General features: G+C 59.6%; 23 protein-coding genes and 1 other annotated feature. Of the genes, 18 read left to right on the plus strand and 5 right to left on the minus strand.

Features of this window, described 5'->3' with window-relative positions:
- Positions 1–7 precede the first annotated feature (7 nt).
- The 11 genes from BM063_RS06515 to BM063_RS06565 all read left to right on the plus strand — a co-directional run bounded on the left by BM063_RS06515 (position 8) and on the right by BM063_RS06565 (position 9,297).
- A complete protein-coding gene (locus BM063_RS06515; RefSeq protein ID WP_177199024.1) occupies positions 8–754 on the plus strand; it encodes a prepilin peptidase in 747 nt (248 codons plus the stop codon).
- 64 nt (positions 755–818) lie between these two features.
- The gene (gene pilM / locus BM063_RS06520) at positions 819–1,811 is read left to right on the plus strand and encodes a type IV pilus biogenesis protein PilM (protein WP_092037077.1); all 993 of its coding nucleotides are present in this window, start codon (positions 819–821) and stop codon (positions 1,809–1,811) included.
- Positions 1,808–2,383 (plus strand): hypothetical protein, encoded by a 576-nt coding sequence (locus BM063_RS06525; RefSeq protein WP_092037079.1) that lies wholly within the window; start codon positions 1,808–1,810, stop codon positions 2,381–2,383. The genes pilM and BM063_RS06525 overlap by 4 nt, the downstream gene beginning before the upstream one ends.
- Positions 2,380–3,117: a hypothetical protein gene (locus BM063_RS06530; protein WP_092037081.1), complete on the plus strand. Its 738-nt coding sequence runs from the start codon at positions 2,380–2,382 to the stop codon at positions 3,115–3,117. Before BM063_RS06525 ends, BM063_RS06530 begins: the two co-directional genes overlap by 4 nt.
- Before the next feature lie 379 nt (positions 3,118–3,496).
- On the plus strand, positions 3,497–4,369 hold the full coding sequence (locus BM063_RS06535; protein WP_143085254.1) for an SPOR domain-containing protein: 873 nt from the start codon (positions 3,497–3,499) through the stop codon (positions 4,367–4,369).
- 134 nt (positions 4,370–4,503) lie between these two features.
- Complete coding sequence (locus BM063_RS06540) at positions 4,504–5,121, plus strand: Maf family protein (RefSeq protein ID WP_092037085.1); 618 nt, start codon at positions 4,504–4,506, stop codon at positions 5,119–5,121.
- A gap of 84 nt (positions 5,122–5,205) precedes the next feature.
- Positions 5,206–5,892 carry a RadC family protein gene (radC, locus tag BM063_RS06545; protein WP_092037203.1) on the plus strand — a complete coding sequence of 229 codons (687 nt, stop codon included), beginning with the start codon at positions 5,206–5,208 and terminating at the stop codon, positions 5,890–5,892.
- A gap of 188 nt (positions 5,893–6,080) precedes the next feature.
- On the plus strand, positions 6,081–6,758 hold the full coding sequence (locus BM063_RS06550) for a septum site-determining protein MinC (RefSeq protein ID WP_092037087.1): 678 nt from the start codon (positions 6,081–6,083) through the stop codon (positions 6,756–6,758).
- Positions 6,759–6,771: 13 nt separating this feature from the next.
- A complete protein-coding gene (gene minD / locus BM063_RS06555) occupies positions 6,772–7,566 on the plus strand; it encodes a septum site-determining protein MinD (RefSeq protein WP_092037090.1) in 795 nt (264 codons plus the stop codon).
- 101 nt (positions 7,567–7,667) lie between these two features.
- Entirely contained in the window at positions 7,668–8,441 is a 774-nt protein-coding gene (locus BM063_RS06560; RefSeq protein ID WP_092037092.1) for a M23 family metallopeptidase, read from the plus strand.
- Positions 8,434–9,297, plus strand: coding sequence for a M50 family metallopeptidase (locus tag BM063_RS06565; protein WP_092037094.1), 864 nt, complete (start codon positions 8,434–8,436; stop codon positions 9,295–9,297). The genes BM063_RS06560 and BM063_RS06565 overlap by 8 nt, the downstream gene beginning before the upstream one ends.
- Before the next feature lie 492 nt (positions 9,298–9,789).
- Here the strand turns inward: BM063_RS06565 and cotE are convergent, their stop codons facing one another.
- Together cotE and BM063_RS17210 are read right to left on the minus strand one after the other, a co-directional pair.
- Positions 9,790–9,900 (minus strand): outer spore coat protein CotE, encoded by a 111-nt coding sequence (gene cotE / locus BM063_RS17945; RefSeq protein ID WP_245752121.1) that lies wholly within the window; start codon positions 9,898–9,900, stop codon positions 9,790–9,792.
- A 145-nt stretch (positions 9,901–10,045) separates the two neighbouring features.
- A complete protein-coding gene (locus BM063_RS17210; RefSeq protein ID WP_143085255.1) occupies positions 10,046–10,297 on the minus strand; it encodes an MBL fold metallo-hydrolase in 252 nt (83 codons plus the stop codon).
- A 480-nt stretch (positions 10,298–10,777) separates the two neighbouring features.
- Positions 10,778–10,848 (plus strand) — a sequence feature (ribosomal protein L21 leader region).
- 12 nt (positions 10,849–10,860) lie between these two features.
- Here BM063_RS17210 and rplU point away from each other — a divergent pair.
- From rplU to obgE, 5 genes are all read left to right on the plus strand, one after another.
- Positions 10,861–11,172, plus strand: coding sequence for a 50S ribosomal protein L21 (gene rplU, locus BM063_RS06580; RefSeq protein WP_092037098.1), 312 nt, complete (start codon positions 10,861–10,863; stop codon positions 11,170–11,172).
- A gap of 6 nt (positions 11,173–11,178) precedes the next feature.
- Positions 11,179–11,520, plus strand: a complete 342-nt coding sequence (locus BM063_RS06585) for a ribosomal-processing cysteine protease Prp (protein ID WP_092037100.1) — start codon at positions 11,179–11,181, stop codon at positions 11,518–11,520.
- Between the two features lie 17 nt (positions 11,521–11,537).
- Positions 11,538–11,822, plus strand: a complete 285-nt coding sequence (rpmA, locus tag BM063_RS06590) for a 50S ribosomal protein L27 (RefSeq protein WP_092037102.1) — start codon at positions 11,538–11,540, stop codon at positions 11,820–11,822.
- A gap of 202 nt (positions 11,823–12,024) precedes the next feature.
- A complete protein-coding gene (locus BM063_RS06595) occupies positions 12,025–12,771 on the plus strand; it encodes a Spo0B domain-containing protein (RefSeq protein WP_092037104.1) in 747 nt (248 codons plus the stop codon).
- A 7-nt stretch (positions 12,772–12,778) separates the two neighbouring features.
- Positions 12,779–14,053, plus strand: a complete 1,275-nt coding sequence (obgE, locus tag BM063_RS06600) for a GTPase ObgE (protein ID WP_092037106.1) — start codon at positions 12,779–12,781, stop codon at positions 14,051–14,053.
- 3 nt (positions 14,054–14,056) lie between these two features.
- Here obgE and BM063_RS06605 read toward each other — a convergent pair whose 3' ends face one another.
- Positions 14,057–14,959, minus strand: a complete 903-nt coding sequence (locus tag BM063_RS06605; protein ID WP_092037108.1) for a fructosamine kinase family protein — start codon at positions 14,957–14,959, stop codon at positions 14,057–14,059.
- The gene (locus BM063_RS06610; RefSeq protein WP_092037110.1) at positions 14,960–15,427 is read right to left on the minus strand and encodes a low molecular weight protein-tyrosine-phosphatase; all 468 of its coding nucleotides are present in this window, start codon (positions 15,425–15,427) and stop codon (positions 14,960–14,962) included.
- Positions 15,428–15,774: 347 nt separating this feature from the next.
- Here BM063_RS06610 and BM063_RS18285 point away from each other — a divergent pair, with 347 nt between their 5' ends.
- Positions 15,775–16,185 (plus strand): DUF4937 domain-containing protein, encoded by a 411-nt coding sequence (locus tag BM063_RS18285; protein WP_092037112.1) that lies wholly within the window; start codon positions 15,775–15,777, stop codon positions 16,183–16,185.
- 425 nt (positions 16,186–16,610) lie between these two features.
- Here BM063_RS18285 and BM063_RS06625 read toward each other — a convergent pair whose 3' ends face one another.
- Complete coding sequence (locus BM063_RS06625) at positions 16,611–17,009, minus strand: Asp23/Gls24 family envelope stress response protein (protein WP_092037116.1); 399 nt, start codon at positions 17,007–17,009, stop codon at positions 16,611–16,613.
- A gap of 154 nt (positions 17,010–17,163) precedes the next feature.
- On the opposite strand from BM063_RS06625, the gene BM063_RS06630 reads away from it, so the two are divergent.
- A complete protein-coding gene (locus BM063_RS06630) occupies positions 17,164–17,613 on the plus strand; it encodes an ACT domain-containing protein (protein WP_092037118.1) in 450 nt (149 codons plus the stop codon).
- Positions 17,614–17,615 lie beyond the last annotated feature (2 nt).

Consider the following 17,615-nt stretch of genomic DNA (forward strand, 5'->3'; position numbering starts at 1 on the left):
GAAGCGGGTGGCGGAACTGGTCTTTTCCTTTGTGATCGGTTGGTCCGCGGGTCTTCTGCTTCCCCGCCTTGCCCGGCGGTTATTGGAGAAGGGAAGCGGAGATGCGGATTACCGCTGCGCCGCCTGCAGGCGGGCCGCTGATGACGCAAGAGCCGAAGTTCTTTTTGATCCGGGTACCCATCGAACCCCCCTCTGCCGGAGTTGCGGCCGTCCTCTCTTTCCTCCCGCCGGTTGGGCTCCCTGGCTGACGGGGGGAGGGTTCGCCGCGGCCCAAACCGTTTGGGGAGGAACGGGGGAGCTGTGGGTGGCCTGGGTGTTGGTGGGGATCCTCGTTCTGGTGACATGGACCGATTTTTGGGCCATGACCATCCCGGATGCCGTGACGGTTCCGGGAATGGTGTTCTTTTTTCTGGTGCGCCTGGTGGTCCGGGAGGACCCCTTTTTCTTCCATTTGCTCGGCTTTTTTGTCTCCTTTCTCCTGTCGTATTTCCTTGCCCGGCTGACCGGCGGCCTGGGAGGGGGAGACGTGAAACTGCTGGCCATGTCCGGGTTGGCGCTGGGGTGGACGAACGGACTGCTGGCTTTTGCGCTGGCGGTCGCAAGCGGCGGCTTCCACGGCCTGTATCTGCTGGCGAAAGGAGGCCGGGGGCGGGATCCGTTTCCCTTCGGCCCCCATTTGGCGGCGGGCATTTTTGTCGCCCACGGCTGGGGCGAAGGAATCATCGATTGGTACGGGTCGTTCTTTCCCCGTTAGGGCGGTTTTTTGATCGGCGGTTCCGTGCGAAACAACGGTCGAAGCAAAGGGGTAAGGTTGCGATATGGGGTTCCGGCGATATCGGTTGGGCTTGGAGTGGACCGATTCCTTTTTCAAACTGGTCGAGGTGCACCAAAGCCGCGGGAAAATCCGCGTGACCGATGCGGCGGTGCATCCGCTTCCGCCGGGATGGTTCCGGAAAGAAGGGGTGGTGGAGCCGGAGAGCGTGGTGCAGGCGGTCCGGGAGGCATTGAAGGGGAAGAAGCTGCGCACGCGCAAGGTTCACATCGCCATCAGCGGGGGACATGTGCGGGTGATGCGGCGGCGCCTTCCGGAGTTGGGGAGGAGGAGGCTTCGAAAATGGGTTCAAAGAAAGATTCTCCCCGAGGCGGACCTGCCGTGGGAGGATCCGGTGTTTGATTGCTGCCCGGTGGGACATGTCTGGGAGGACGGCGGAGAGCAGGACGCGGTGATTGTGGCCGCGTCCCGCAGGACCGTCACCGCTTTCGCCTCTTTGGCGGAATGGTGCGGATTGGAACCGGTCCGTCTGGAACCGGCGCCCTTGGGGTTGCACCGTTGGCTGGTCCACGCCCTGCCCGGGGTGTTTTCGAGGCGGATGACCGTTCAAATCTCGCCCAGAAGCGTGGAAATCAGCTTTTTCGAGGGAGACATCTGGCTGGAGACCCGCGTTGTTTCTCTGCCGGTCTCTCTTTTTGCCGAGAAAGGAGCCTCGCAGGCGGATCCCCTGGCTCCCCGGCTGAAGGGGGAAGAGGAAGTGAAGCGTTACGGGGAGGCGCTGACGGCAAGCCTTCGGGAGATCCTGGAAGACTTCAGGGAACGGAACGGATGGATGCCCAAGGAGTGGGTGCTGACGGGTGAGGGGGTGGATTTCTCCCTGCTGCGCGATCGATTGAATCCGGAAGAGGGTGTGGTGACGATCAGTCCCTTTCCCGGGGAAATCATGGAGGACAGCCTGCGGGAGCGGGTTTCTCCCTGGCTGGGCCCTTGCCTGTCGGTTCCGATCGGCCTGCTTCTGGACGGGGGGATGTCGGCGTGAGGGTGAATCTGCTGCCGCGGCCTTCCTGGGGGAGACGCCATTTTTTCCTGGGACTGTTGCTCGTGATCCTGTGGCTTGCGGGGTTCGTTTCGGCGGTTTTTTGGCTCTTTCTTCTCCAGGAAGAGCGGATTTCAGAGGCGCGGTCCAGACTGGAGCGGCTTGAGCCCGTGGAGAGAGAGGTGCGCAAGCAGGTGCGGGAACGGGAGGCGTTCATGAAGGAACACGGTCCTGCCCTTGCCTATGTAAAGGCGGTGGATCGTCTGGACCGGGAGCGGTTGAAGTGGGACGAGGCGATCAGCGCCTTGGAGGCGTCGCTGCCGCCGTCGGCGACGGTGTTTGATCTTCAGGTGAAGGGGAACCGGTTGGACGGGAAGGGGGCGTTCCACACGGTGGACGATGTGGCCTTTTTTACGCAGATGATGGAAAAAAGCGAGTCGATCACTTCCTTTTCGGTGGACAGCATCGGGAAGAGCGAAACGGATCCCTCCCTGGAAGTGAAACCGAAAAAGGCGTGGATCGTCCGTTTTCATTTGACCGTGGACAAGCCCGCCCAAAAGGGGGATCAGCCGTGAAGGGGCGCTCTCCGCTGTGGTGGAAATCGGGCCGTTTTCTGGCCTGGATCTGGGTGCTGGGCAGCCTGCTGATCGCCGGTTCCGCACTTCCCTTTTTGTACGGACAGTGGAGGGAGATTGAGGGAGTGTCCGCCAAATACCAAGCGATGTCCTCCTATGTGGATGCGCATCGCAAAGAGTTGGATTCGGATCCCGGCACCCCCCCGACCCCCGATGCCCTGTCGATGCTGGCCGACAAGGTTCCCCCGGACCGGGACATCCCCCGCCTGTTGATGCAGCTTCGTGATACCGCCGAGAGCGCCGGCGTGAAGTTGAATGCGGTTCACGTCGCCGACAGCCGGGAGGAGTTGGACCGGCTGGCCGCCCAAGCGGAAGAGGAGGGGAAAAAGTCCGGAAGAAAGGGAAAGGGTTCTCCAAAAACGCCGAAGATCGCCCGCGTGGAACCGGTGTGGCTGGATGTGTATCTGACGGCGGAACTTCCGGAGCTGAAGGAGTGGTTCCATAAGCTTCACCAGATGACGCGGATCGTCTCCGTCCAGGAATGGGAACACCGGTTGAAAAGCCGGCGGGGTTACGGGAATGCCCGGATCCGGATCCTGGTGTACGCGTATCGGGATCCCGCGCTGAAGGAGCTTCGGGCCAAGGGTCCGCCGGAGATTTCCCGGGAGTCGAAAGATCCCATCCGGGTCCGCCCCAAGAAAGAAGAAAAAAAGGACCGTTCCTCCCGTTCCTGAAGTGCGTGGCCGGATCTTTCGGTTCTATCGTTTCTATCAAATCATAGATAAGTAATAGAGGCAGATTTGACAAGGAGACGATGGACCGATGGAGACGAGAGGAAATCATGTACGGCCCGCGTGGGGGAACGGAAAAACCTCATTTTGCAAGGGGGATTCGGATTCCACCCGCAGGGGGGAGGCCCATCGGGTCAGCGTTCGCATCCGGGCGGCAGGACGTTCCGCCGATCTTTCCGGAAAAAGGCCCGAAGGCCGTCAGGGGGATGCGTTTCCGCCTTCCGGCGGAGAGAAGGAAGGAAAACCGTCCGACGGGGAAAAGGGCCTCCGGTCTCTGACATCCCGGCGCCTCGGAAGTTCCGATGCGGAGATTCACTGGGGAGTGCCGCGTTCCCCGATAACCAAAAAGCGGATGAAGCGGCCGGGATATGCCAAGGGGAAGCGTCAGCCGATGGGGACGGTGCTGCTTTCCGTCGGAGCGGCGCTCGTTCTGGGGACGATCATGGGATTTTCCGTGCTCACCCTGTTTTTTTCCGATGATCCGGCGCTTTCTTCCCGATCCATCGATGCGCACCTGGAGCGAAATCCGGCGCCGGAGGAGAAGGCGGCTTCAGAGGAGCGGAAATCGGCTTTTTCTTTGGCCGATCTGAACGCGGTGCTGATCCAAGGAGGAAGCTTTGCGGAAAAGGAGCGGGCGCAGCAGGCGATTCAGTCTCACCGCAGCAAGGGGCGCGCCGGGGTGATGACCGACGCTTCCCCCCACCGCATCTTTTTGGGGGTGGCAAAAAACCGGGACGATGCCCTGAAACTGTCGGTCATCTATCAGAAGGAAAACGTGGACGTGTACCTTAAGGATTTAAAGGTGAAGGGAGATGGCGTCCGCCTGTCCGAAGAGGCGATGCAAGCGGCGGGGGAGGATCTTTCCCGGTTCGTGGAGGATGGTCATCGCATCTTTCAGACGCTGGCGGAATCCACCGCTTCCTTTCTGGGAAGTTCCTCTCCGGCGGGTTTTCCCGATCCCAAGGGCCTCGAAGAGGTTCACCGCCGGATGATGGATGCGGGCACCCGCCTGGAAAAACAGCTTCCCTCCGGGGCCCGGCCCCATCTGCAGGACCTGATGATGGCTGCGGATCAGGCCGTTCAAAGCGCGAGGGAAGCGAGCCGAAATCCGAGCGCGGCGTTGGCTTGGCAGGCACAGGAGGGACTGGTCCGGTACGCGTTGGCCTATGAGGCGCTGGTCTCCTCGTTAAAGTGATTGTCTTGCCGCAGGATACAGGCCCCGCCCTTGACTTGGTCCGGAACATGTGTTCTAATAAGGCAAGGTCATCCTTTTTCGTTGAACCGATTTTGCCTGCTGCTGACGGGTCAAGGGTGAGGTGAAGAGGTGCGGTGCGACCGGAGTTGGTATTGGCTTCGCGATCTCCCCGGCGCCGGGAAATTCTTCGCCGGCTGGGCCTTGCCTTTTCCGTCCAACCTGGTGAAGTGGACGAGGCCGGGTTGACGGGGAAGGATCCCGCTGAGCTGGTTGAACGTCTGGCTTTGTCCAAAGCCCTCGATGTGGCCGGGACCAAGGAGCGGGCGCTGGTGATCGGCGCCGACACCATCGTCGTGTTGGACGGTGAAGTGCTCGGCAAACCGGCGGATTCGAGGGAAGCGATCACCATGCTGGAGCGCCTGCAGGGACGGACGCATCAGGTATACAGCGGATTGGCCGTCGTGGAGGTGCAAGGGGGTTCGCCTCTGCGAAAAGCCGTCGGTCACCGGGTGACGGAAGTGACGATGCGGCCGGTGGACCGGGAGGAAATCGAATGGTACGTCGGGACCGGTGAACCGTTGGACAAGGCCGGCGCGTACGGCATTCAAGGGTTGGGCGTCTTGCTTGTGGACCGAATTGAAGGCTGTTACACCAATGTGGTCGGAATGTCGGTTCCGCTGCTCCTTCAGTTGACGAAGCGGTTGGGCTACGCTCTGGTTCGCGATTTTCGATTGCCGGACGATGAGGCGTGACATCTGTGGGCGGGACACCCGGGTTTTCCTCATTGCCGGCGAGGATGAGGGAGGCTGGATGTCGTGAATCCCGAAAAGCATCTGATGATTCGCGATGTGCCCGAAGAGGAGCGTCCCCGCGAACGGCTGGTCCAGCTGGGAGCCGAACATTGTTCCAACGCGGAGCTGATCGCGATTCTGCTCAGGACCGGGACCTCCTCGGAATCGGTGATCGCCCTGGCCAGCCGCGTCCTCTCCAAGGCGGGGGGAATCCGGGGCCTGACGAATACCACCCTGGAGGAGCTCATGGAGATCCGGGGCATCGGAATGGCCAAGGCGGTGCAGCTCCTGGCCGGCATCGAACTGGGACGGCGCATTTCGCGGGCGATGCCCGAGGAGCGCATGACGATCCGATCTCCCCGGGATGCGGCGGAAATGGTGATGGACGAGCTGCGCTATCTCAAACAGGAGCATTTCATCTGCCTCTTTCTCAACACCAAAAACCGCGTCATCCACAAGGAATGCATTTTTGTCGGAAGCCTGGACACCTCCGTGGTTCATCCGCGGGAGGTGTTTCGCGAAGCGATTCGGCGCAGTTCCGCGGGAATCATCTGCGTGCACAATCATCCCAGCGGGGATCCGCATCCGAGCCGGGAGGACATCGACGTTACGTACCGGCTGTACGAAGCGGGCGAAATCGTCGGAGTGGAACTGATGGATCACATCATCGTGGGAGACGGCTGTTATTTCAGCCTGAAGGAGAAAGGAATGTTTCCCGGCCTGAACGGGTGAGACGGGCGGGACTCCACAGGTGAAAAGGGCGCGGGGAAGGAGGGAAGCCGTGCAATCCGACGGGGATTGTTCGGATTCCCTTTCTTTTTGCAGGCATTTGCAAATTTGCCGGGAGATCGGGGGCGTGGCATCCAGAAGGAAAATGATGGCCTTTGACGAAAGAGTAAGAGGAGACGGGGTGACGGCACATGAGCAAACTGGCGAAGCCGGGTGTGACGATTAAGGGAACCAAGGACGGTCTGTTGTTTCTGCTGGACGAAACCCGGCCTTTTTCTGCACTCCTGGCTGAGATCCGGCACAAACTGGAGAACCCTTCCTCGCAGATTTGGGATGGACCGGACACGCCGGTGCTGATCAAGTTGGGGCGAAGGCAGATTACCCGGGAAGAGGAGAAAGAGCTTCGTCGGGTTTTTTCCATCCGAAAAAATTTAATCGTCCGTTCCATCGAGGCGGAAGGAATGCACTACCTGGCCGATTCATCTCCGGGCATCAAGCTGCTTTGCGGAACGATCCGTTCCGGTCAGGTCCTGGAGCATCGCGGCGATTTGCTTTTTTTGGGGGATGTCAACCCCGGCGGCTGCATTCGCTCCACCGGAAGCATCTACGTGTTGGGGGCGCTCCGCGGTTTGGCCCATGCGGGAAGCGAGGGGGATGAATCGGCGATTGTTGCGGCATCCGTCTTTCGGCCGACTCAGTTGAGAATCGCTGGGGTGATTTCCCGCCCCCCCGACGAGTGGGATGAATCGGAAGTGGGCATGCGTTTCGCCTATTTGCTGGATGAGCAGATCGCCGTCGAATCGGTTCACGATCTGGGTCAGATTCGCCCGGAACTGGAGTGGAGGGATAAACGCTTCAAATCCCTGTAAGGAGGGAGAGACGGTGGGGGAGTCGATCGTCGTCACTTCCGGAAAGGGAGGGGTCGGGAAAACGACCACTTCGGCCAATGTGGGCACGGCGTTGGCTTTGGAAGGCAAAAGGGTGTGCCTCGTGGACACGGATATCGGTCTGCGCAACCTGGATGTCCTGCTGGGCCTGGAAAACCGGATCGTATACGACCTGGTCGATGTGATTGAGGGCAACTGCACCCGGCAGCAGGCACTCATCAAGGACAAGCGCTGCGACACGCTGTACCTGATACCGGCGGCGCAATCCAAGGACAAGTCGGCCATTTCTTCGCAGCAACTTCGATCTCTGATCGCCGAATTGAAGGAGGAGTTCGATTACGTCATCATCGACTGCCCCGCGGGAATTGAACTGGGCTTCAAAAATGCCGTATCCGGAGCGGATCAGGCCATTGTCGTGACGACGCCGGAGAGCGCCGCCGTCCGGGATGCGGACCGGGTGATCGGCCTGCTGGAAAAGGAAGATATCGGCAAGCCGAAGCTGATCGTCAACCGCTATCGACCGCGCCTTGTGAAGGAAGGCGGAATGATGAAGGTGGACGACGTGGTGAACATCCTGGCGGTCGATCTGCTCGGAGTGGTTCCCGACGACGAGACCATCATCCGCACCGGAAATCAAGGGGAGCCCGCCGTTTTCGAAGCCAAATGCCCCGCCGGAAGGGCCTATCGCAACATTGCCCGCCGCATACAGGGGGAGGCGGTTCCGATGCTCCCGCTGGAGAGGCAGAGCGGCTTTTTTTCCAGGTTGAGGCGCTGGCTCGGTTTCGGATGATCGAACATTTTTACATATTTGATGCCCCTTCGCATATTCCGATGAGACAAGTCATATGTTGGTACCGATAATGCTTGGCCACAAAGGGGCGGGTGACGGATATGCGAGAATGGGGCCGGGGAATTCGCAAGCGGCGTCAGAGGCGGGTTCGGGCGATCCGGGAAGGAAAACCCCGCTTCAATGGCGGCATGAGATGGAAATATAGGGATAAAGAAGAAATGTCAGGTTGGGATGTAAGTCCGTGGAATCGGCCCGGACCCTGGAACGAGAAGACCAAGCATCGCAAGGAAAGCCGCTTTTTGATCCAACTGTTTTGTTCCTTTCTGCTTCTGACGTTCACCTATCTGATCTTCCAGTCCGACACGGCGGCCGGGCGCAAGGCGCAGGATTTTGTCGCCCAGGTGATGGAACGGGATTTTAATTTTGCCGGAGTTGCCGAATGGTATGAGAGCAAGTTCGCCGGCAGTCCGTCGATCCTTCCCGTTTTCAAACCGAAGTCGGAGAAGGACTCCCGGGAGTCTGTCTCCTGGTCCGCCCCCCTGCAAGGGGATGTGATCCGTCCCTTCAGCCGTGACGGCCGGGGGATTGTGATCGCCGCAAGCGGTCCGGGCCCCGTCACCGCTTCCGCCGAGGGCCTGGTCGTGTTTGCGGGTGAACGGGAAGGATTGGGAAAGACGGTGATTGTCCGCCATCCAGGGGGAAAGGAGACCTGGTACGGATGGCTGGACAAGATCCGGGTGCGGGCAGACGATTGGGTGAAAAAAGGACAGACCATCGCTTCGATCGGCGAGCGGTCGGGAAGGTCCCTGTTGTATTTTGCCCTGAGGGTGAACGATCGGTTCGTCGATCCGGGGGACGTGATCCCGCTTGAGTAGCCTGCCCTGGCAGGGGATCCGCATCCGCATTCACTTTCTTTTTTGGGTTTCCATTTTGTGGTCGGTGCTTACCGGCCGTTTTATCGAAATCGTCGCATTGTTCGTGCTGGTGATCATCCATGAACTGGGACATCTCACCGCCGCCTGGAGCCACGGGTGGCGGGTCACCGCCCTTGAGCTGCTTCCCTTCGGCGGCGTTGCCCGCACGGATGAATGGGGGACGGCTCCGGCCCGGGAGGAGATTCTCGTCGCCCTCGCCGGCCCCTTCCACAACGTGATGATGGTTTTGGCGGGTTTTCTCTTTTATTTTTTCGGCCTCTGGACGGAGGAGTGGACCGCCTTTTTCGTCAAGGGGAACGCCATGCTGGCCGGCTTCAATCTGCTTCCGATCTATCCCTTGGACGGAGGCAGGGTGTTGCAGGGCCTTCTCAGCTATGTCCTTCCCTATCGCCGCTGCCTCGACTGGACTTTCAAGGGAAGCCTGGTTCTTTCGCTCGGCTTGCTGTTTCACGGTCTGTTCGGAACGGGGGAAGTGCATCTCAATCTGGTGATTGTCTCCCTCTTTTTGTGCCATGCCAATTGGACGGCGCTCAAGCAGAGGGAATGGCAATACATGCGATTCCTCATCCGGAGACGGGATCGGCCGCTTGACGGCGGCCGGATGGTCCGTTTGCCCGTTTCCTCCGAGGACCGGTTGCTCGCGGTGTTGAGGCGGTGGAAAAAGGAGGTGTACCATGTGATGGAGGTGTTCGACCGAAAGGGGCGCCCCTTGGGATCCGTCCCGGAGGAAGTGGTTTTGAAGCGCTTTTTCGAGGGGGAAAACCCGCGGGCGCGGATCGGTGAGCTCCTGCGGTGAGGTGCGACGGACAGGCGGCCGGTGTCCCGGAAGCGGGCACACCGGCCGACGAGCTTTTCACGCTCGGTTTTGGTAAGCTTGTGCCAGGGCACAGATGCTTCGTCCCAGTTCCAGTTCGGAGGCGTTGCTTCATCGGCTTCTTACGCCCGATGTGGCCCCGTTTGATATCCACGTACTGCGGCGGGGAAGTGGGGCAAACCGCTTAAAATGCAGTTCGCGAACACCACTTTTTCTTCTATCTTTTGAAGTCCTTCGCCGAATTTTTTCGGACCGCTGAGCGTTGCGGCGTGCTCCCTTTTCGTTGGCATCTTTCGGCTAGCCGAAGTGACCGGGAAGGATGACGGTTTCGTCCGGCCATTTTAACAACCTCTTGAGGGTTTCGTCATGGACCGGAGCCCGGGTTTCGCCTCTGCCGCCCAAGTCGGAACGAGCAATGGATTCCCAAAAGCAGTTGGGCGGCTGTGTGGCTACGGCGGTCACTTCCGTCGTCCCTTACCGAACATTCCGGTCGTAGTAACTGAGCGGCACGCGTTCCACGTAGCGGATCGTTTCCTTGGCCACGTCCGTTTTGGTGTTCCCGTCGTAGGAATACCAGATGTTCACATGGAATCGCCGGTTAGCGCTCATTGACCAAATAGGGATGTTTCCGGCAGTGTGACCGGGAATGCGAGGACCTTCACCCGGGCGAAACCCACGATGAATTCCCGTCGGGTTTCCCCATTTCAAGGGGATTTGGGGAGGCAGGACGTCAACGGGGTGGATGCCGCCGACTCCCAGCCGCGCGGCCAAAGGGGTCCCCGCCGATGCGATCGGCGTGGACGTGGGTATCCAGCACGGTGACGACCTTCAGCCCCTTATCTTTGATCCAGCGGAGGTATTCATCGATATGGCGCAGAGGATTGACGATGACCGCCTCACTCCGGGAAGCGACGACGTAGCGGAGGCACCCGGGGGGCCGGATCGCTTGCCGGATCATCAGCTCGTCTTCCTCAGGAATCATTCCCCCATGTTTCCATTCCGCCCCGCAGGTTGACCGCACTGCATTCCGGACGGCGCAAACCTTCGGCGACGAGGGCCGAAGCCCCGCCTTTTGCACCGCGGCGATTGTTCGGCCCTTTGGCAGCCGGTCGGGCCGATTTTTCTGGGGTAGGGGCGACCCCCTGGCTGAATCCTCCTCATCCTCATGTTCCAACCGTTCAAAATGCGGCCCGTGATGGCCGGAGTCACACCGCGGGTTGCAGACATCCACAACAACCGTTTTTCCCCTCCAGCAGTCGCTTCGGTCACGGAAATTTCCTTGGTTGAAAGGGGCATGAACAAACCTCCCTCCCGCACACCGATGGTCCCTTTCCGGAATTCGTCAAGAGGCGAGGGAAGGAGCCCCCTTTTTCCTTGGAGCTGTTTGGTTTTTTGCGCCCGAAAATTTGACAAATCCCCTGATCTGTGGTAGGATTTACGTCGTGTATCTTTGCTTGCCGACCCGGACAAGCAACCGCTCAGGGCGGGTTTTAAAGGGAATTCCACCCGTCTCTGGCGAGTCTCGATAAAGGAGGTTAACCGGGGATGTACGCGGTCATTGAAACGGGGGGCAAGCAGTACCGCGTGCAGGAAGGGGACGTCATTTTCGTCGAAAAGCTGTCTGCCCAGGAAGGGGAGACCGTCCGCTTCGACAAGGTGCTGCTGCTCGGAAAAGAGAATGGAACCGTGATCGGAACGCCGACGGTCGAAGGGGCTTCCGTCACGGGGAAAGTGGAAAAGCACGGAAAAGGAAAGAAGATCACCGTTTTCAAGTTTAAACCGAAAAAACGGTACAAGCGGACAAAAGGGCATCGCCAGCCCTTCACCAAGGTCAAGATCGAAAAAATCGAGGCTTGACGACGGATGATACGCGTCACCGTTTTCAGAGCGCCCGACCGGCGGATCCGGCGGGTGCTGGTCGAAGGGCACGCCGGATATGCGGATCCCGGAGAGGACATCGTCTGTGCGGCGGTGTCGGGGATCACCCTCGGATTGGTCAATTCGACGGAGCGGCTTCTCGGGATTCGGGTTCATCAGGCTTCGGACCGGGAAGGAAGGGTGGATTGCCGCGTGCCCGAGGGGCTTTCCCCCGAACTGGCCGAACGGGTCCAGCTGTTGATGGAAGCGATGGTGACATCGCTGGGAATGGTGGCCGAGGAGCACCCCGACTTTGTTCGGTTGTCGGATTCGGTCGGGAAGGAATAGAGGAGGAGGTGGAGAAAATGCTGAAAATGAACCTGCAGTTTTTTGCCCAGAAGAAGGGCGTCGGTTCGACGAAGAACGGTCGTGACAGCATTGCGAAACGCCTGGGCGTGAAGCGCGGCGACGGTCAGTTTGTCACCGCCGGAAGCATTTTGGTCCGCCAACGCGGAACGAAAATTTACCCCGGCATGGGCGTGGGACGCGGCGGCGACGATACGCTGTTCGCCAAAGTGGACGGCGTGGTCCGCTTCGAGCGGTTGGGGCGCGACCGCAAGCGGGTGAGCGTTTATCCCAAGACTGTTTGAGTCGGGTCTTCGATGGAAGCCCCCCGGTTTTCCGGGGGTTTTTTTGTGTCTTGATTTTAAAGTATAATAATATGGATTAGAATGCCCATTTTTTTCAACGAAATGCCTGAAAGACGGTTTTCATGACGGATTTCGTTCCCTCTCGCGCTCAACCCGGTGGCGGTCCGCCCGAAAAAGTTTTTGAAAAAGGGAGTCGGTGAGGATGCAAGGATGGTGGACGTGGTTGAAACCCTTGAGTCCAGCTGTCCTTTGTCTGTTTTTTTCTGCGGTTCAACCCTGGGGATGGAGGGCCGGGATCGTTCTGGGCGTTTTGGGGGTTTTTGCGCTGCTTTTGGGGGTCCGCCATCTCTATGAACGCGAAAGCGCACGCTTCCGGATCCGCCAGGCGGAGACCTCCCTCGGCCTGTTGGAGCGGAAGCGGCACGATTGGATGAATCATGTCCAGGTCATCATGGGATATTTGTCGATGAAGCAGATCGATCGCATTCGTCCCTATCTGGAGCAGTTGGTCAAACAGGCCCACCGGGAGAGGTGCCTTGCCCAAGTGAAGCACCCGCCCCTGGCTGTCGCCCTGGTCTCGCTTCCTCATCGATTTCCCGAATGGGATTGGGAAGTGGAAATCGGGGAAGGCTTTCAATCGATTCCACCTTCCGAAGCGGAGCGGATTTGCCAGATGGTGGAGGAGACGACCGAGGAGATGGGGCGCATGGTTTCCCCCGATGATCGGATGACGGTGCGGTTTCGTTTTGACAGGGGGGAAGATGGGGTGATCTTTTCGGTCAATGTCTCCCGGGAGCGGAAAGTGAGGAAATGCGACTGGGAACGGCTGAAGAGACGGATTGAAAACTGGCAGGGAAATTTTCAGGCTTTCGACGGGGGCTTCATGGCGGAACTCCCCCTTGGCGGGGGAAAATCCGCCGGAAACCGATTGTTGTCGTGGGGCAGGTGACGGACGGATGTTTGTCGATTACGTCAAAATATATGTGCGAGGGGGAGACGGCGGCAACGGGGCGGTCGCCTTTCGACGCGAGAAGTATGTTCCCCGGGGAGGCCCCGCGGGAGGTGACGGGGGACGCGGGGGCGATGTGATTTTCCGCGTGGATGAGGGTCTCCGCACCCTGATCGATTTTCGCTACCAGAAACACTTTAAGGCGAAACGGGGAGAACACGGCCGGTCGAAGGGGCAGCACGGCGCCAGCGCCGAACCGCTGGTGGTGAAGGTTCCGCCCGGAACCGTGGTGAAAGATGCCGAAACCGGGGAGGTGATCGCCGACCTGACCCGAAAGGGACAGGAGGTGGTCGCAGCCCGCGGCGGCCGCGGGGGAAGGGGGAACATGCGTTTTGTCTCCCCGTCCAATCCGGCGCCGGAAATCGCCGAGAACGGGGAGCCGGGGGAAGAGCGATGGGTTGAATTGGAACTGAAGGTGCTGGCGGATGTGGGATTGATCGGTTATCCCAGTGTGGGAAAATCCACCCTGCTCGCCGCGGTTTCCGCTGCCCGTCCCAAAATCGCCGACTATCATTTTACGACTCTCGCTCCCAATTTGGGGGTGGTGGATGTCGGGGACGGGCGGAGTTTCGTGATGGCCGATCTGCCGGGGCTGATCGAAGGAGCCCATCAGGGTGTCGGCTTGGGCCATCAGTTCCTGCGCCATGTGGATCGGACGAGGGTGCTGGTCCATGTGGTGGATATGGCCGCCCTGGAAGGGAGGGATCCCTACGAGGACTGGGTGAAGATCAACCAGGAGCTCAGGCTGTACCGGGAGGATCTGGCCAATCGCCCGCAAATCGTGGCCGCCAATAAGATGGATCTTCCCGATGCCCGCGGCAATTTGGCCGCCTTTCGCGAAAAAGTGGGGCCGGACGTTCCCGTCTATCCCATTTCGGCGGCCACCCGGGAAGGACTCAGGGAACTTCTTTTCGCCGTGGCGGATCTTTTGGATCAGCAGGAACAGCCCCTGGAAGAAGAGTCCGGCTCCGGGTACAAGGTGTACCGGAGCCGGGAGCCGGAGGAACCCTTTGTGATCCGCCGGGAAAACGAGGTGTTTGTGGTGGAGGGGGAACGGGTGGAAAAGTTGGTGGCGATGACCAACTTCGCTTATCATGATGCCGTTCGCCGCCTGGGCCGCATCCTGCGGGAAATGGGGGTCGAAGACGCCCTCCGGGAAAGGGGGGCGAAGGAGGGCGATACCGTCCGGATCGGCGGAATGGAATTTGAGCTGATGGATTGAAGGTCAGCCGGCGTATCGTTCGGCGATGCGGTCCACGGCGGGGCCGTAGGATTCTCCGAACAGATTCAGGTGGACCAGAAGATAATAGAGCTGATACAGCGGCTTTCTCTCGGAAAACCCCGGCGCAAGGGGAAAGGCTTCGTTGTAGGCGTCGTAGAAGCGGGAGGGGAATCCGCCGAACATCTCCGAAAAGGCGAGATCCACCTCCCGGTCCCCGTAGTAGGCGGCCGGATCGATGAGGAAGGGAACCCCTTCGCTGTCCGCCAGGGCGTTTCCGTTCCACAGGTCGCCGTGCAGGAGGGAGGGACGGAGGTCGGGGCGTTCCAACCACCGTTCGAGGCGGTCGCACAGCCGGTGGAGGAGCCGGCTGCGCCGTCCGGGCAAAAGGCCGCGTTCGGAGGCCAGCCGGATTTGCGGCACAAGCCGCCGCTCCCGGTAAAAATCGGTCCAGCTGCGGTACCAGCCGTTGGGCTGGGGGAGAATCCCGATGAAATTGTCTTCCTCCAAACCGAAGGCCTCCGCCGCGGACCGGTGGATTTCCGCAAGCCCCCGCCCCAGCTGTTCCGCCGCGCGCCTGGAGGACAAGCCCCGGGAACCGGAATCGATCCATTCCATGAGGATCCATCCCTCCCCGCCCTCCGGGGGATCGTTCCACGCATGGACGCGCGGAATGCGCACCGCCTTTGCCGCCCGGCCGAGCCGCTCCAGCCCCCGCGCTTCGGCGGCAAAAAAGCCGGGAGGCGCATTTCGGTGCCATTTGAAAAAGTAGGTGCCCCTTTCCGTCGTCAACCGATATGCCCGGCTGATGCTGCCGCCCGGCACCCCCGCCGCGTGCCGCAGGGGACCCGGGTCGCCGAGCCTTTCGAGCGCTTTCAGGGCCGCCTGCTTCCAATCCTCTGAAGGCAATCAGATACCCTCCCGTTCCCGGATTTTTTGGAGAAGGGCGCGGCATCCCGCTTCCACCAGCTCATATACTTCCTCAAAATTTCCCGTGTAGTACGGGTCCGGAACGTCGGACCGGTCCGCGTCGGGGATGAAATCGGTCAGCAAATACAACTCGGCGGATGCATCCTTCGCCATGCGCCGAAGGGCGGACATGTTGCTGTTGTCCATCGCCACGACGATATCGAAGCGATCCAGATCTTCCCGGGAGATTTGCCGGGCGCGGATGCCCTCGTGGGAAATCCCGTAACTGTCCAAAATTTCCCGAGTTCCCCGGTGAGGAGGTTCGCCCTCGTGCCAGCCGCCGATTCCGGCGGAATCGACGCGGATTTTCTCCTCCAACCCGGCCTCTCGCACCATCTGACGAAAAACGGCTTCGGCCATCGGAGAACGGCAGATGTTGCCCAGACAGACGAACAATACGGATATCATGCGCCGGCACTCCTTCCCCGTTGGTGTTCACGTTCACTATGATAGCACAACGGAAGGGAAGGGGCTTGGCAAAAGTGGCAAAACGGACAAAACGTCCGTTTTCGGGTTATTGACAAAGCGTCGGAGGCGCCGAGCGCCCCCTGCTGCATGGTGAGTCGGAAAATCGAGTCCCCAACCTTTTTGGAAACGTTGTAAAACCATCCCCATCGGATGCCGAAGGGGGGTGTGCCGCTTCGTTGCGATGGCAAAGGCACTCAGCGGCCCCCTTCTCCCGACACCATGTTTTATAGAGCTTTTGGCACGGAGTTGGTCAGTAGTCTTGAAACGGACAACATGATCATTTTTTTATGTTGTCGGACGGTCGGTGGCGGGGAGGAGAGGATGGCAGAGAAGGCGTGACTCCGCTGACGAAAAGAGGGGATGGGGAAAAAATCGTGTGCCAAGTGCCTGAAAATCGGAAAACGGCCTTTTCCCGGGCGCAGTGCGCCTGGAAGGCCATCAGGGAGGTGGACGGATTCCACGAACAGTGGGGCGGGTGGAATGTCCGCCGCCCCACTGAAGCGGGCATTCTCGCCCTGTGGCGTGATTGCTCCTCCCATGATGCCTTCATGTCCGATGTGCATGACTCCATTTTTCATGGGACCAAACAGGAGCAACCTATGAACGCCTTTCCGTCACCCTGTTGGAGGGCGTCCCGTCCCTTTCCGTGGAAAGAGGCGCCATCCGCCGGGCATTGTCCGGCCGATGGCTCTGCGTAAGCGATGATCAACTTCATCCTGAACGGGTCGACTCCTTCATCGGGGAACAAAGTCTGGTCAGAGAGGAGGCTGCGGCTTTCCTGGGCCGGGCGCTGAACGGATCGAACCGCTTCCTCTCGTTTACCCTTTGCCGGAATGAACCCCCCTTTGGGTCCGTCCGGGACCGCCGGATCTTTCGCCTGCAAGAAGAGTGGTTGGTATAAGCCCGGCTGAATCGTTTCACCCATACTGCTGCGTGCGCGGAAAAATAAGGCGCTGCAAAACGTTCTGATGTCCGTTTTCAGCTCCGGAATGCTTCGAAGCGGCGATGGACGCGCGTCGAAACCGGTTCCCCGGGAACCGGTTTTTTGGCGTCCCCCGCCGACAAACATCGCGGGACCGGAAGCTTGCCCCCTCACGGGAGGGAAAGGGACCGTTTTCCCTTGTCAGCGAACCCGGGGGGCCTCTTTGTCGCCGTCTTTTTCTTTGAGCGTGTTTTCATCGGGAAAACCGACTCCCTCCACATACATGTTCACTTCCACCACCTTCAGCCCGGTCATGTTGGTGATGGCCCGCTCCACGTTTTTTACCACCTGATCGTAAATTTCCGGAACGTTTCGTCCGTATTCGACCACCACTTTGAGATCGACGGCCACTTCCGTCTCCCCCAGCTCAACGGTGACTCCCTTCGTCAGATTTTTTCTTCCCAACCGCTCCGCAAATCCCTCGACGATTCCCCCGCTCATGGACAGGATTCCATCCACCTCGCTGGCGGCGATCCCGGCGATGGTTTCCAGCACTTCCGTCGAAAAGCGAAGTCCGCCCCGTTGGTTTTTGTCCGCCATGCAATCATCCTTTCCGTTGGGTTTTTTCCATGAGTTTCATTCCCGTTTTGCGCGGCGGGGAATCCGTTCGGCATCCCCCCCTTGATGCATCGGTGGAGGAGGGGTATAATGTGTCTATTAATAAAAGACATTTGTCTTTTTCAGGGGGATGGTCATGGCGCATTCGGAAGATCCCTTTTATCTCGTACGGGCCGACGTTTTGCCCGAAGCGATCCAGAAGACGATTGAAGCGAAGCGGATGTTGGAGACGGGGGAAGCGCACACCGTTCAGGAGGCGGTGGAAAAGGCGGGCATAAGCCGCAGTTCCTTCTACAAATACCGGGACAGCGTCTTTCCCTTCAACGCCATGATGAAGGAGAAAATCATCACCCTTTCCCTGACGCTGGAACACCGGTCCGGCGTTCTGTCCAGCGTCCTGGGTTATCTGGCTTCATTGGGATGCAACGTATTGACGATTCATCAGACGATTCCGCTCCAGGGGGTGGCCAATGTGGCTCTCTCCGTCGACACGGCGCAGGTGACGAAAAGGGTGACGGAGATCACCGAAGGCCTTCAGGAGCTTCCGGGCGTCCGGTCGGCGATTCTGGTCGCCTCCGGCGAGTGAAC

The sequence above is a fragment of the Planifilum fulgidum genome (assembly GCF_900113175.1).
GTDB classification, from domain to species: domain Bacteria; phylum Bacillota; class Bacilli; order Thermoactinomycetales; family DSM-44946; genus Planifilum; species Planifilum fulgidum.

What these genes read in the sequence shown, in the direction of transcription:
- pilM (WP_092037077.1), top strand. Translation starts at nt 819, where the DNA reads ATGGGGTTCCGGCGATATCGGTTGGGCTTGGAGTGGACCGATTCCTTT.
- radC (WP_092037203.1), top strand. Translation starts at nt 5,206, where the DNA reads ATGATTCGCGATGTGCCCGAAGAGGAGCGTCCCCGCGAACGGCTGGTC.
- BM063_RS06550 (WP_092037087.1), top strand. Translation starts at nt 6,081, where the DNA reads ATGAGCAAACTGGCGAAGCCGGGTGTGACGATTAAGGGAACCAAGGAC.
- BM063_RS06560 (WP_092037092.1), top strand. Translation starts at nt 7,668, where the DNA reads ATGCGAGAATGGGGCCGGGGAATTCGCAAGCGGCGTCAGAGGCGGGTT.
- BM063_RS17210 (WP_143085255.1), bottom strand. Translation starts at nt 10,297, where the DNA reads ATGATTCCTGAGGAAGACGAGCTGATGATCCGGCAAGCGATCCGGCCC.
- rplU (WP_092037098.1), top strand. Translation starts at nt 10,861, where the DNA reads ATGTACGCGGTCATTGAAACGGGGGGCAAGCAGTACCGCGTGCAGGAA.
- BM063_RS06585 (WP_092037100.1), top strand. Translation starts at nt 11,179, where the DNA reads ATGATACGCGTCACCGTTTTCAGAGCGCCCGACCGGCGGATCCGGCGG.
- rpmA (WP_092037102.1), top strand. Translation starts at nt 11,538, where the DNA reads ATGCTGAAAATGAACCTGCAGTTTTTTGCCCAGAAGAAGGGCGTCGGT.
- BM063_RS06595 (WP_092037104.1), top strand. Translation starts at nt 12,025, where the DNA reads ATGCAAGGATGGTGGACGTGGTTGAAACCCTTGAGTCCAGCTGTCCTT.
- obgE (WP_092037106.1), top strand. Translation starts at nt 12,779, where the DNA reads ATGTTTGTCGATTACGTCAAAATATATGTGCGAGGGGGAGACGGCGGC.
- BM063_RS06610 (WP_092037110.1), bottom strand. Translation starts at nt 15,427, where the DNA reads ATGATATCCGTATTGTTCGTCTGTCTGGGCAACATCTGCCGTTCTCCG.
- BM063_RS18285 (WP_092037112.1), top strand. Translation starts at nt 15,775, where the DNA reads ATGTTGTCGGACGGTCGGTGGCGGGGAGGAGAGGATGGCAGAGAAGGC.
- BM063_RS06625 (WP_092037116.1), bottom strand. Translation starts at nt 17,009, where the DNA reads ATGGCGGACAAAAACCAACGGGGCGGACTTCGCTTTTCGACGGAAGTG.
- BM063_RS06630 (WP_092037118.1), top strand. Translation starts at nt 17,164, where the DNA reads ATGGCGCATTCGGAAGATCCCTTTTATCTCGTACGGGCCGACGTTTTG.